The sequence below is a fragment of the Xanthomonas sp. WCS2018Noco2-27 genome, from assembly GCF_031843525.1.
GTDB lineage: Bacteria > Pseudomonadota > Gammaproteobacteria > Xanthomonadales > Xanthomonadaceae > Xanthomonas.
In genome coordinates, this window is record NZ_JAVTIK010000015.1 from 44519 (window position 1) to 58621 (window position 14103).

Annotated in this window: 10 protein-coding genes; 5 read left to right on the forward strand and 5 right to left on the reverse strand. The window is 60.8% G+C overall.

The features are described from left to right. Positions 1–313: 313 nt before the first annotated feature. From RQH86_RS19225 to RQH86_RS19235, 3 genes are all read left to right on the forward strand, one after another. The gene (locus RQH86_RS19225) at positions 314–697 is read left to right on the forward strand and encodes a YbjQ family protein (protein WP_311239842.1); all 384 of its coding nucleotides are present in this window, start codon (positions 314–316) and stop codon (positions 695–697) included. Positions 698–740: 43 nt separating this feature from the next. Continuing rightward, positions 741–2093 (forward strand): hypothetical protein, encoded by a 1353-nt coding sequence (locus RQH86_RS19230; protein ID WP_311239843.1) that lies wholly within the window; start codon positions 741–743, stop codon positions 2091–2093. 339 nt (positions 2094–2432) lie between these two features. Then, positions 2433–2786 (forward strand): ribonuclease E inhibitor RraB, encoded by a 354-nt coding sequence (locus RQH86_RS19235; RefSeq protein WP_311239844.1) that lies wholly within the window; start codon positions 2433–2435, stop codon positions 2784–2786. Positions 2787–2846: 60 nt separating this feature from the next. On the opposite strand, the gene RQH86_RS19240 is transcribed toward RQH86_RS19235, so the two are convergent. The 5 genes from RQH86_RS19240 to RQH86_RS19260 all read right to left on the reverse strand — a co-directional run bounded on the left by RQH86_RS19240 (position 2847) and on the right by RQH86_RS19260 (position 11282). Then, positions 2847–3380: a lipocalin family protein gene (locus tag RQH86_RS19240; RefSeq protein ID WP_311239845.1), complete on the reverse strand. Its 534-nt coding sequence runs from the start codon at positions 3378–3380 to the stop codon at positions 2847–2849. A 452-nt stretch (positions 3381–3832) separates the two neighbouring features. Continuing rightward, entirely contained in the window at positions 3833–5110 is a 1278-nt protein-coding gene (locus RQH86_RS19245) for a ricin-type beta-trefoil lectin domain protein (protein WP_311239846.1), read from the reverse strand. Between the two features lie 441 nt (positions 5111–5551). Then, complete coding sequence (locus RQH86_RS19250) at positions 5552–6586, reverse strand: glycoside hydrolase family 43 protein (RefSeq protein ID WP_311239847.1); 1035 nt, start codon at positions 6584–6586, stop codon at positions 5552–5554. A gap of 33 nt (positions 6587–6619) precedes the next feature. Continuing rightward, on the reverse strand, positions 6620–8107 hold the full coding sequence (locus RQH86_RS19255) for an MFS transporter (protein WP_311239848.1): 1488 nt from the start codon (positions 8105–8107) through the stop codon (positions 6620–6622). 241 nt (positions 8108–8348) lie between these two features. Beyond that, positions 8349–11282, reverse strand: a complete 2934-nt coding sequence (locus RQH86_RS19260; RefSeq protein ID WP_311240317.1) for a TonB-dependent receptor — start codon at positions 11280–11282, stop codon at positions 8349–8351. A 457-nt stretch (positions 11283–11739) separates the two neighbouring features. Here RQH86_RS19260 and RQH86_RS19265 point away from each other — a divergent pair, with 457 nt between their 5' ends. Next, entirely contained in the window at positions 11740–13056 is a 1317-nt protein-coding gene (locus RQH86_RS19265) for an MFS transporter (protein ID WP_311240318.1), read from the forward strand. A 9-nt stretch (positions 13057–13065) separates the two neighbouring features. After that, on the forward strand, positions 13066–14058 hold the full coding sequence (locus tag RQH86_RS19270; RefSeq protein WP_115514334.1) for an endo-1,4-beta-xylanase: 993 nt from the start codon (positions 13066–13068) through the stop codon (positions 14056–14058). The last annotated feature ends 45 nt before the right edge of the window (positions 14059–14103 follow it).

The following is a 14103-nucleotide window of genomic DNA, read 5'->3' on the forward strand; positions in this document are numbered from 1 at the left end:
GTGCTTCCTAGCAAGGAATTGGCGATGGAATTGGGCATGACCATGCTGAGTTGCGAACAGAAAGCATGTTGTCGGTATTGCGAACAGGCCGAAGCCTTGCTTGCGGATGTCATCGTATATCTGGGCATGGTTCTGATCTGCCAGCGTTGTCTTTGAGAAGGGCCTGGCGTTGTAAGCAAAGCGCTTGGGTTGGATATCACGATGGTTTGAGTTCTCTTAGTAATAAACAGGTATCTTCCGGCTGCAGTCGTTTATCTATCCTCCGATATAAGACGATCGGTGGCTTTCGCCCTCATGAGAAGAGAATAAGTTAATGACAAACCCATACGACTCTTCGCCGATCCACTCAGCGATTTCCTCCCTCAACGACACCATGGTGACCACCGCACTGGAGCTTCCTGGACAGCGAATCATCCGTAATCTGGGCCTGGTGCGCGGTATCACAGTGAGGTCACGCTCGATCGTCGGCAACTTCTTCGGCAGTCTGCAGAGCTTGTTCGGCGGCAACATCACCATCTACACCGAACTGTGCGAACAGGCACGCTCGGAGACCTATCGCGACATGGTGCAGCATGCCAGGCAACTTGGCGCCAACGCCATCATTGCGGTGCGCTACGACGCTACCGAGTTGATGGCCGGCCTGACCGAAGTCCTGTGCTATGGCACCGCAGTCGTCGTCGAGGCGCAGCATGCATAGCGGGTCAAGCATTCACCGAGGGGGCTCCGTGAAACTGCGGTGCGTGGCGGTGGTCGTCTTCGTTATGGCAACTTGGCTGCCGGCGGTGCAGGCGTCGAGCTCGTCCACCTTCATGTCCGAAGTCGGGAAAGTGTCGCCGGTATACGAGCGTCTAGCCAACTCTGCCGAGTCAGAGCGCCTTATCGATGAAGGTAGGAAGAGCGAGGTCAATGCAAGGTTGAAGCGACTGGTGCCGGAGACAAGCAAAAGCGCGTATGACGCGTTTGTCCTGTCCAACATCCTCTACCGGGCCGATGTCGCTGCCAGTGACGCCTACATGAAGCTCGCTGACGAAAAGCTGCCTGGCAATCCATTCATCATATTCGAGCGCGGTATGCGGGAACACCGCGCGGGGCACTGTGATATCGCGCTGCCTCTGTACGAAAAAGCCGCGAAACTGCTGCCAAGGTCGCAAGTGCCGGATCGCCTGTGGGCCTACATCACGCACTGCCGCCTCGTGCTTGAGGATGCACGCGGAGCTGTCGCCGCCTGGACACATGTGGACTTCAAGGAGAAACACACGGCGATCGAGAAATCGATGTATGACATCTTCTCGACAACAGATCCGGACGCCGAAAGAGAGCGCTTGATCACGTCCATCCGTGCAGGGGCAGCAGGTGACGTTTGCACGTTGATCAAACTCGACAAGAATTGGGAAATCGACTGGTGGAATGCGAAAAAGCAGCCCGAGTACCTTGCGTATGACATTGCACTTGTCAGGTCATTGTCCAGGAACGACAAGAAGATTCAGCAAGTTGCGGGGCTGTGTATCGACGCGGTGGACCTCGATGACGATAAATTCAGACGCCTTATCGCCTCGGCGGGTTATTGGAAAGAGGGTGCCCGGTTGCCGGAAGATCCGATAGCGAGCTATACGTTGATCAGTCAGTTGCAGAAACGAAAGATGGCGACGGCGGACGAGATCTTCCAGCGTTACGGCGCGGCGCTGGAGCAGCGCTACAAGCGGATGCCCTCCGATCGTTCGACGCTGGATCTGCTGGCGTTTCTGTACAGCGCGACAGGGCGAAGCAAGCAACTCCAACCGATAGACCTGTACGGCTGGAAGACACTGAAGATCGAGGCCTATGCGCTGAGCTATCTGAAAGGCCTGACCGAGGCAAACGCCGGGTACCCCGCTGCGCTTGCGCAGGCCGCACGCGACTTCCCCAATAGCGCCGAAATTCAGCGGCTCAACCTTGTGCTACATGCTAAGTCCGACGATAAGGTGACGTATTTGATGCGTTATGTTGCAGCGCAGTTTCCGAATGTGCAGGAGCATCTAAGCGGGCGCCATCGGCTCGATGATTTCATGGCGGCGTTGAAGAACGAGCTGAAGGTCTCGGCTCCAAAAAAGTAGCGGCGCAGGATGCTTTATCGTCTGGGCCTGTGCGCCGTCTGGAGCCGCCGGCGCCAGGTATGAATCGCCTCAGATGACTATTGGCGGTCCCTCGTGGTATGGCTGGGATGTGCACGCGTTGCAAGAAAGCGGAGGTGAGCTCACCCCTTCAGAAAGCGGCGCTGTGCATTTTTCAGCAGTGGGCAATACCCGACCAAGACTGCCTTACGCTGAACTCTCAGGGCAGGCTCTGGCTACACGACTTGGCGGGATGCCCGGATGTTAGAAGACACAGATCGCTGACCGCCAAGGCGCTAAGCTTCTGTATCGGCCAACCAGGCGCCACATAGCGAATCAACCATGCAGCGAAATCTGGATCTATATCCCAAAGACGATAACGGCGACACCCTGTGGCACATTGCGCAGCAGGGCGTGGATCTTTCCAAGCCGCGCGAGATTGCGTTTTCAGTGGTGTTCCCGAGCAAAGAGTCGGCACTGGAATTTTCGGTGACGTTGCTGCGCTTCGAGCAGAAGGTGCGTTGTTGCCATTACCCGGAAAACACGGCGTTTCCGATGGATGTCACGGTGTATCCGACCATGGTGCCGACACACAAGGTGATTTGCGCGTTCGAGGAGGAGTTGGCGACAGAGGCCAAGCCCTTGGGTGGGTTGAACGATGGATGGGAATTTTCTGTAGACACCAAAGACGTCTGATGTGCGCGGCAGGTGCGTTGGAGAGCGCGTCGTGCGGGCTCTCCAACAGGTCAGGCCACATCAACGCGATGATTGCGGGACGCGGCGCAGCTGTGACACGTCGTAGCCCATCGCCGCAATGCGCGCGAGCGCCTGCTGATAGTCGGCGTCGGAGACCTGCGGGGTTCGTGCCATGTACCAGACGTAATCGCGCTTGCTGCGCGCCACGATGGTCTGGGTGTAGTCGGCATCGCGCCAGGCGATGACATATTCGGCCTTGAACGGCCAAAGAAATTGCATGCTCCATAGCGCGCCGTTGCCATTCTCTGCGACCTGTCCGATCGGATGCATGGACTTGAGCGGGGCCTGGAAGCTGCCTTTGCGGAAGGTGAAGGTGGTCTGGATACGGCCATCCGGTCGCTGCGCATAACTCTCTACTGCGTCGTAGGCTTTGCGTTCTGGACGGGTTGGAATATGTGCGATGACATACCAGTCGCCCATGAAGCGCGGCACGTCAACGCTGTCTGCGCGGGGCAGTGCGGCGCGCGGCTCGCTGCCGCTTGCATTGCCGTAGACCGCAAGGGTGAGTAAGAACAGCAACGACGCCTGGCGCATGGCAACCTCTCTCAAAAAAGCTCAGTGCAGGGGCATACGTTGCGACGATGCGTGTGGATGCAGCGTGCAATGCACTGCCTATCGAAAGGCATGATGGCCTCTCGGCCGTTGGCGGGCGCTACCGTCGCGACTCTTGGCGGACCACTTGAGGAATGCGATTGCTGTGATGTACACGGGCGGGAGCAGGCGCCTTCGCAGAATCTCGCCTATCGGCGGGACAACCGGCGTACCGGAGTTACGACCAAGCGATTCCGGCGCAGGGTCGGAAGCAGTCTTAGAGCAGCTGAAAAGCCTTAAGTTGGGGCCCAAGTAGCTTGCGATAAGACTCTCGGAAATCTGATCCAGGCACAAAGGGCCGTGGACCAATACTATGTCGGGATTCTGCTCATATTGGCAGAAGAAGAAAGGCTTTAAAGAACAAGGCCCGGATTATCCGGGCCTTGTTCATCTACTTAGTAGGAAGAAAAGTCCCACTTCTGATTTACATCGCCAGTGCAGTCCCAAATGTAGGTGCGCGCACCGTTTGTGGCGCCACGGCCAGGATCGGCCAAGCAACGATTACTACCAACATTGCGGATTTCGCCAAGGAAATGCCAGGCCTGATGAGCGCCGCCGTTGCAGTCCCAAATGCGTACCGCATTTCCGTCTTGCGTGCCGCCGTTCGCTGATTCCAAACATTTCCCGGCATAGCGCAGGCTTCCTCGCTCGCCCACTTCCCAGCGCTGCTGGGCCGCACCACTGCAATCCCAAAGCTGAACCAGGGTTCCGTTTGCTGTGGAGCCACCCTCGACGTCTAGGCATTTACCACCGATGCCCGTAATACGCCCAGAGATTGGATCGTAGTTCCAAGTCTGACCGGCATTCGCCTGTGCCGAAAAAATCTGCAGCTTTGTACCGTTATTGCTTGATTGACCGATTGCATCAAGAACTTTTCCGCCGACGCCAACGATAGAGGCGCCCGTGAACCACCACTGCTGATTTGATGCACCCAGCCCGTTCCAGAGCTGAAGCGTGGTGCCATTGGAAGTCCCGAGGCCCTTGGAGTCGAGCACCAAGCCGCTGGGTACGCTGCGGATATAGCCAGAGCCAGACACAACGCTCCACATTTGTTGCACATTCTCGTTGCAAGAATACTGCTGAATCTCGGTCCCGTTGACCGAGCCGCCGCCTACGGCATCAAGACATTTATCGCCTATTCCCTTAATTAGCCCAAAAGCAGGCAGCGGCTTCAAAGTGATAGGTGCGGAGGATGAAGCCTTAGAAAAGTTTGAGTCTCCAGTAAAAGAGGCTGTAATCGTGACGTTGCTGTACTGGCTAGGGACCGTATAGCGAACAGAAAAATTTGCTTCACGCGCATAGAAAAAGTTATATGTGCAACGCGCATAGTCTCCCCCGGTAGCAAACAGACATCCCTGATCCACCTCGACGACCCGATTTACGACAGGGGTATTCGCACGACCGATACGGAACTGACCGATCGACACACCATTTGCAAAAAAATTGACACGTCCACCAATATCGTCGCCTGCAGCGGGATTGCCAGAGGTCACGCCAAGTGCAGGTGCAGCCACCTTGACATTTATCGTTACCGTCTCACTAGCGGAAGGGAAGAGGTTTGAAGACGTAACTGTGGTGGTTGTTTCATAATTCGAAAACCGCGAGCCAAGTGCCGAGGCTTGAAACGATACCGCAGCAAGTGCTGCACAGGCGATGCTGACTATTCCTTTCATTATTGCTCCACTGGGTTGATTGATTATTTAGGCCCAAATGGGGGCGCACGATGTAAAACGCCCACCACAAAGCAGGCGTGCGCCGCGCCTTGCGTATGAGCGGATCTTCTTGAGGCGTGCCCCCAATTTGGCTCGGCAATCATGCCACTTCTTTCGAGACAAGCAACACCACTTGCAAGCACAACAGCTACGTGGTCGATGGATGTTGTTTTGGACCATGCCACCAAGAGCTATGTGACCAAATAGCTAGTAGTCGCTGACGACGGGACGTATGAGGAGTCGCAATCGCCGTTGACCGCGTGATCTCGGATCACGTGGTACGGCGCTGACTGGATTGGGATGCATACAGTCGCAATCTGCCGAGTGTGATCTGCAACAAGCAATCCACCTTTTCTAGAGGTGTTATGAACTTTGAAGGGTAGGGGCATCATTGCCGCCATCTCACCAAGGCGAGACAGCATCCTTCCCGTACGGATAAATCGTCGCAATCGTTCCATCCGCCAGATGCTCCAGCGGTGCCATCTTGATGTTGCGCAGATGGGTCTGGCCGCCCGATACCACGGCGTCGTGATAGAACAGATACCACTGGCCGTCGAACGCGCAGATGGAGTGGTGGGTGGTCCAGCCGATCACCGGCTGCATCAGCACGCCCTGGTAGTGAAATGGGCCATACGGTGAGTCGCTGGTGGCGTAGCAGATCAGGTGCGTATCGCCGGTGGAATACGACAGGTAATAACGACCGGCATGGCGATGCAGCCAGGGGCCTTCGAAGAAGCGACGGTCGAGGTCGTCGGCGCGTAGCGGGGTGCCGTGTTCGTCGAGGATGACGATCTCGCGTGTGGGTTCGGCCAGTGCGGTCATGCTCTCGTGCAGGCGCGCTACGCGCGGGCCCAGTGCGGGCGCATCGCCCATCGGTTCCTGGTTGGTCTGCGCGTAGACGTTGTCGCGATAGTGCTGCAGCTGACCACCCCAGATGCCGCCGAAGTACAGGTAATGCGCGCCATCGTCGTCGGCGAAGACGGCCGGGTCGATCGAGTAGGTGCCGGCGATCGGTTCGGCTTCGGCGATGAAGGGGCCTTGGGGTTGGTCGCCGACCGCCACGCCGATCTGGAAGATGCCGTCGGCGCGCTTGGCCGGGAAATACAAATAGGTCTTGCCATTGCGTTGCGCTGCATCCGGTGCCCACATCTGGCGCTGTGCCCACGGCACGTCGCGCACGTGCAGCACTTCGCCCAAGTCTTCGACCGGCGCGTTGGGATGCGCCATGCGAAAGACGTGGTAATCCTCCATGCCGAAATGCGAGCCGTCGTCGCTGAAGGCCACGCCGGCATCGATGTCGTGCGAGGGATAGATGTACAGCGCGCCATCGAAGACGTGTGCGGACGGGTCGGCGGTGTAGATGTGGGTGACCAGCGGTGCGGAAATGGCGGTGCGCGCCAGCGCCTGCAGTGTGGCGGCTTGCAGTTCATCGGACATGCGCGGACCTGTGCATGAGGTGGAAGGAAGGGGTTAGGGCGACGCGAGCGGAGCGGCCTGACGGCGCACGCCCAGTTCGCGTTCGATACGGGATTCCAGCGGTTTGTCGATCTCGTAAAACACCAGCAGTGCGGTGCCGAGCAGGAACGGGATGGATGCATACACGCTGATGGCTAATCGAATGCCGTCGGTGACCGCGCCGCTTTGCTGCGGCAGCGCAGCGTCGTAGCCATAGAAGGCGAGCAGGCCGGCGACCAGTGCGCCGCCGACGCTCAGGCCGATTTTCAGGCCGCACAACATCGCCGAAAAAATGATGGCGGTTGCACGGCGGTGGTTCTTCCACTCCGAGTAATCGGCCACGTCGGCAATCATCGCCCACAGCAACGGGATGGTGATGCCGTAGAAGAAGCCGTGCAGCACATAGGAGCCAAATACCCAGACGATGGCAGTTGCCGGATAGACATAGAACGCCAGCAGAAACAGCGTGGAAATCAGCAGCGCCCCACCAAACACATTGCGCTTGCCGTAGCGGTCGGCCAGGCGTTTGGAAAACCCGATACCCACGATCATGGCCAGGATGCCGCCGGCACTGAACACGCTAAACGCCGAGGTTGGCGCGTCTTGCGGCCACTGCAAGGCGCTCATGCCGGCGCCGGTCAGCACGCTGTTGATTGCGGCAATAAACCGGTTGAATCCAGCGGCATCGAGAAAGTGAGTCAGCGCGCCCGCGTCGAGGGTGTATTTGAAGTAGTAGATGTACATCCCGCCCTTCATGGCGAGATTGATGAAGACCAGAATGGTCAGTGCCAGCATCACCAACCAGGGTTTGTTGCGCACCAGGTCGGTGAGGTCCTGTCGGACGCTGCTGCGTTGTTCGGCGATCGGCAGCACGCGCTCGCGGGTGGTGAAAAAGGTGATCAGAAAGCACAGCGTACCGACCGCGGCGAACAACCCCATGGTGTTGCGAAAGCCTTGTGCCTTGTCGCCATTACCCAGGATCAGCACCAGCGGCAACAGCAGGACCTGGATGATGAATTGCGCAAACGTCACCGCCAGAAAGCGATACGCCGACAGGCTGTTGCGCTGCTCCATGCTGCCGGTGAGTACGCCGCTCAGCGCCGAATACGGCAGGTTGTTGGCCACGTAGACCAGCATCAGCAAGGTGTAGGTGGCAAATGCGTAGGTGATCTTGCCGTGCTCGCCCAGCGCAGGTGTGTTGAAGGCCGCTAGCGACAGTGCGCCGAATGGCAGTGCGGTCCACAGGATCCATGGGCGGAATTTGCCCCAGCGGGTGCGGGTGCGATCGGCCAGGATGCCGATGATGGGCGTAAACACGAATGCGCCCAGCAGCCCGACCACGAAGATCAACGTGGCTGCCGCGCTCGCCGGGATGCGGAATACGTCGGTGTAGAAGAACGCCAAAAACGTCACCAGCGTCTGGAAGATTAGATTGGCGGCCAGGTCGCCCAGGCTGTAGCCGATCTTTTCGCGCACGGAGAGCTGCTGTGATCGATCGTTCATGAGGTGAGGCGGGCTCGGAGAGTGCTGCGGAAAACGCCGCGGCGCGCGCTACGCCGCTGGCCGCGATCCCTCTGGATCGCGGTTGCAGGCGCAGTGCCTGAAGTGTCGGGCAAAACATCGTGCGCCGTCGTGCAGGCACGTTGGACGGCGCGCGGCAGACGGACTGCACGCGAATCACGCGTGCAGTCCGAACACCCGCTACACCCGGCAACCAACGGCGAGCGCGTCTCGATGGACACTGTCAAAACGTGCCGCGGATGCCGAGCATGACGGTGCGCCCGGGCTCGTACAGGTCGTAGGTGGCGTTGGGCCACGCATAGGTGGTGCGCAACGGCTCGTCGGTGATGTTGGTGACGTTGAGCGTGAGTTGCGGCTTGGAAGGCAACCAGTCCAGCGCGTAGCTGGCCGACAGATCGAGCTGGCCGCGTGCATCGGCATTCAGGCGTGCGTACGGGATGCCGTTCTGATTGGCGCCGGAGATCACCATGTCGTCGTTCCAGGTGTAGGACAGGCGTACCGAGGCGGCGTTCTTTTCCCAGTACACGGTGCCGTTCCACAGATTGGGCGCCACACCGACGGCCACCGCCGGGATGCCTTCGCCTTCCGAAGATTGGGTGACATGGGTGTAGTTCACGCTGAAGCCCATGCCGTCGACCAGCTTGTCCAACGGCTGCACCCAGATCGCTTCGGTGCCGCGGATGTTGAGCACTCCATCGGCGTTGACCTGGGTCTGCACGTCCACCGTGGCGGCATTGGGGCCACCGCGCTGGTCCAGGCCGGCTTGCTGGATCGGCAGCAGGCTCTCGTAGGGCACACCAAGATCGTTGAAGGGAATGCGCCGCACGCCATTGACGGTGAAGCCGCTGATGCGCTTGTTGAAAAGCGTCAGGCCCACATAGCCTTCGCCGCCGGTGTACCACTCGCCGCCGAAGTCGACATTGGTGGACAGATACGGCGCCAGGTTTGGATTGCCCTGGGTCGCGGTCTGTGCAGACGGGTCGCTGAAATTGGTGTTGGGCAACATCGCGCTCGGGTCCGGGCGCGTGAGCGTGCGCGAGCTGGACAGGCGCAGCACCACGTTGTCGGCCACATCCCAGGCCGCGTTGAACGAGGGCAGGGTTTCGGCGTAATCGGAATCGAGCACCTGCACGCGGCGGATGCCGTTGATGGTGACCGGGCCGGTGATGGTCTGGTCGGTGGTGACGTAACGCACACCGGCGTTGAAGCGCAGCGTGCGGTTCCACACTTCGGTTTCGGCGTTGGTTTCGATATAGAAACCCAGGTTCTTTTCGCGGATGCCGCCGGCCGAGGCACCGGTGTTGGCGGAGTTGGTTTCCGGGGCGGAATCGCGTAGCGCGTAATAGTTGGTGTCGCCCAGGAAACGGTTGAAATCGGCAGTGATGAAGCCGCCCGGGCCGGGCCGCAAGTAACTAGCCAGGGCCGCATTCGGGACTGCGGAGCCGGGGCCGCCGTTGCACACGTTGCCGCCACCGCCGCGGCACACCACCTGCTCCCAGGCAATGCTGTTGTCGAAGCCGCGAATGGTGCGCTCGGCCTGGTCGTAGGCAGCGCCGATCTTGATGTTGCGCTTGTCTTCGCCGAACTGCAGATCGGCACGTCCACCACGGGTCTGGGTGACGCGTTTTTCGTTCTGGATATTGACCCGTCCGCCGCTCCAGCCCCAGCCCAGGTTCGGGTCGTTGAGATCGAGCGGGCTGCTGATCGACGGGCGGTCGCCGCCTTGGTTGCGGTAATCGACCGTGGTGAACGGCGAGGTGACCAGGATGCTGGGCGACTCGCGATCCAGCCAGCTACGCGTGGCATTGGCCTGCACGTTGAGCTTGATGTCCTGCTCGGCACCGAACAGCAGTTCGGCACCGGGATTGACGCTCCAGAACTTGACCTCTTCGCGGTACGGGCGCGCTTCCAGGAAATACTGCGCGTTGGCGAAAGTGGCGCTGGTGACCACGTTGTTCTGATCCAGCTGCATGCCCAGCGGGATCATGTTGCCGTTGCGGCCGATCAGATTCATGCTGATCCGCTCGGTGGTGCGCTTGGCTTCGGAGTACAGCGTGTCCAGGTAGAAATGCATGCTGTCGGAGGGCCGCCATTCCAGCGACATCACCGACGCATCGCGGTCGCGATCGCCATTCATGTACACGCTGCGGCCCAGGCGCGGGATCAACGCATCGCTGATCTGGTCGATGCTCAAGCCCGGGTTGCGTGCCAGCAGCCATGCCGCGTCGATGGTCTCGCCGGTGGTCAAGCCGCTGCCGGCGGTGGCCGGCACGCGGTCGGGAATGCGCCAGTTGCCGCCGCCGTTGACGTTGCAGGCCGCCGGTTGATTGGTCGCCGGCGTGCCTGCAGGCGGGGTGAGCCCGCATTGGGTATAGGTCAGGCCGGGGTTGGTCCAGCCCACGCTTTCGAAGCCGCGCACGCCCAGCTTGCTGCGCACCGAGGCCACGCCGAACAACGCGCCGAGCGTGCCTGCTTCGTTGGTCCAGCTGCCCATGAAGGCACCGCGCGGGGTGGTCTTTTCGCTGGTGCTGTTCCAGTCGGCCTGCGCCTGGTAGGTGAAGTGCACGCCGGGGCGATCGAATGGACGCGCGCTGCGCATGTCCACCACACCGGAGACGCCGCCTTCGAGCATGCTGGCGGTGGGCGTTTTGCTCACGGTGAGCTGGGTGAAGAATTCGGTGGGAAACAGGTTCAGATCGACTTCGCGATTCTGGTTCTGCGCATTCAGACCGATCGAGGCGGTGGCGATGCTGGCGCCGTTGAGCGTGGTCTTGGTGAAGCTGGTGCCCAGGCCGCGGATGGCGATGTTGAGGCCTTCGCCATTGACGTCGCGCGAGAGCTGCACACCCGGGATGCGGTTGAGCGACTCGGCGATATTCATGTCCGGAAATTTGCCGATGTCCTCGGCAAACACGGTGTCGGCAAAGCCGACCGAGTCGCGCTTGGCATCGGTGGAAAACTGGATGCTGCGTCGGTAGCCGGAGACGGTGACGGTGTCGAGCTGGGTCACTGCATCGTTGTTGCCGGCTGTGGCCGGTGGCGTTTGCGCGGCGCTGTCGGCGTCGGTGGACTGTGCCCAGGCGGAAGTGCTGGTCATGCCCAGCAGGATGGACCCCAACGCGCAGGACAACGCGGTTCGTGCGTAGCTGTTCTTCACCGTATTCCCTTCCCTAACAGGTGAGCAGATGTCCCACGCATCGCCCCTGCGTAGGGAGTGCCGCTGCCCGGAATCGGCGCGACGATGATGCGATGGGGGAGACGGGCGATCAGTGGCGCTGGATGTTAGCGCTACCAAATTCAGAACATCACGCTGCAGGGCAGCATAGTTGCTGGGGCATAGCGAAGCGGCGCTGCCATCACGCTGCACCGCAAGCACGCAACGCCGACGGACGGTCGCCGCGTGCTGCAGTGCGCGATGGATTCCTGCGTGCAGCGTGGTAATGGTAGCGCTATCACCCGTGGCGCAAGGCCACCTTCGTGCAGGTGCAGTGGTCGATGAATCGAATCGGACAACGCGCAAGCGACATGCTGCTTGCGCCCTTGCTTGCCGCGATGCGCAGCAGGTATCGCGACAACGCAGGCGACACGGTTGCGCGCTTGCAGGAGCTGTGCCCATGAGCGACGCGCCTGCGGCCGATGCTGCTAGCCCCGGAGCGCGCCTGGGCCGGGTGCGCTGGCGCGTCTGCGCGCTGCTGCTGGCAGCGACCACCATCAACTACGTGGACCGCCAGGTGCTGGGCGTGCTTGCGCCGTTCTTGCAGACGCAGATCGGCTGGAACGAGATCCAGTACGGTTACATCGTCACTGCGTTTCAGGCGGCCTATGCGCTGGGCCTGTTGTGCAGCGGTGCGGTGATCGACCGCTTCGGGACGCGGCTGGGCTATGCGTTGGCGATCGGGGTGTGGAGTCTGGCGGCGATGGGCCACGCGTTGGCGACCAGCGTGGTGGGCTTTGCGATTGCGCGGTTTTTCCTGGGGCTGGGCGAATCCGGCAACTTTCCCGCCGCGCTCAAGACCGTGGCCGAATGGTTCCCGCGACGCGAGCGCGCGCTGGCCACCGGCATCTTCAATTCCGGCTCGAACATCGGTGCCATCGTCGCGCCCTTGCTGGTGCCGGTGATCGCCACTGCCTGGGGCTGGCAGGCGGCATTTTTGTTTACCGGGATACTGAGCGCCACCTGGCTGGTGGTGTGGTGGTGCAGTTACCACGCGCCCGAGCAGCAACCCGGTCTGTCGAGCGCAGAACTTGCGCACATCCGCAGCGATGCGCATGAGCCGGTGCAAGCGCGGTTGTCGTGGCTGCAGGTGCTGCGGCATCGCCAGGCCTGGGCGTTCGTGCTGGGCAAGTTCATCACCGACCCGATCTGGTGGTTCTTCCTGTTCTGGTTGCCGAAATTCCTGCATGCCGAGTACGGCCTGAGTCTGCTGCAGTTGGGTGCGCCATTGATCGTGATCTTTGTGCTGGCCGATATCGGCAGCATCGCCGGTGGCTGGGTTGCCGGGCGCTTCATCGCGCGCGGCTGGAGCGTCAACCGTGCGCGCAAGACCGCGATGCTGATCTGTGCCATCTCGGTGGTGCCGATCGTGTTTGCCGCACGCGCAGACAATCTGTGGCTCGCGGTGGGTCTGATCGGCCTGGCCACCGCTGCACACCAGGGCTGGTCGGCCAATCTGTTTACGCTGCCCTCGGACATGTTTCCGCGGCATGCGGTGGCCACCGTGGTGGGCATCGGCGGATTTGCCGGCGCAGTGGGCGGCATGTTGATCGCCACGTTCATCGGGTTTCTACTGCAGGCGACCGGCAGCTACGTGCCGGTGTTTCTGATGGCCGGTTCGGCCTACCTGCTGGCATTGGCGGTCGTGCATGCTCTGGTGCCGCGGCTGCAGCCGGCGCAGCTGCCTGCGGCCACCGCAACGCCTCCATCTTCCTGAGGAATCACCATGTCCCTGCACACCGCGAGAATCGCACTGTTGCTGGCAGCAAGCATCGCATCGGTGGCGCAAGCCGCGCCCCTGGCAGCGGGCGCGTCCAAGTTTCTGGGTAGCGCCTACAGCCCGCAACAGGCGCAGGGCTTTGCGCAGTACTGGAACAAGCTCACCCCGGAAAACGGCGGCAAGTGGGGCACGGTAGAGGCGGTACGCGACCAGATGGACTGGCGCACATTGGATACCGCTTACCGGTTCGCAAAAGCCAACGGCATGCCGTTCCAGATGCATGTGATGGTGTGGGGCAATCAGCAGCCGGAATGGATCAAGACCTTGCCCCCGGCCGAGCAGCGCCGCGAGATCGAGCAGTGGTTTGCCGCCGTGGCCCAGCGCTACCCGGACATCGACCTGCTGGAAGTGGTCAACGAGCCGCTCAACGACCCGCCCAGCAAGGCCGATACCGGCGGCGGCAATTATCTGCAGGCGCTCGGCGGTGACGGCGCCAGCGGCTGGGAGTGGGTGCTGCAGTCGTTTCGGCTCGCGCGCCAGCACTTTCCGCATACCAAGCTGATGATCAACGACTACAGCATCACCAACAACACGCAGGCCACGCAGAAATATCTGCAGATCGTGCGGTTGCTGCAGCGCGAACAATTGGTCGATGCCATCGGCATCCAGGAGCATGCGTTCGAGACCACGCCAAACGTGGCGATGTCGGTGCATCGCACCAATCTGGATGCATTGGCCGCCACCGGCTTGCCGATCTACATCACCGAATTCGACCTCGATGGGCCAAGCGATGCGCAGCAGCTGGCCGATTACCAGCGCGTGTTTCCGATCTTCTGGGAGCACCCGGCGGTGCGCGGCATCACGCTGTGGGGATTCCGCCCTGGCCTGTGGCGCGACAAGGAAGCCGCCTATCTGGTGCGTGGCGATGGCAGCGAGCGCCCGGCGATGACCTGGTTACGCGATTACGTGGCTGCCCATCCCGGCACACCTGCGCCCTGACGCGTGCGTTGCACGACCCATCTCAACTGTTCGGTGCCCCGACCC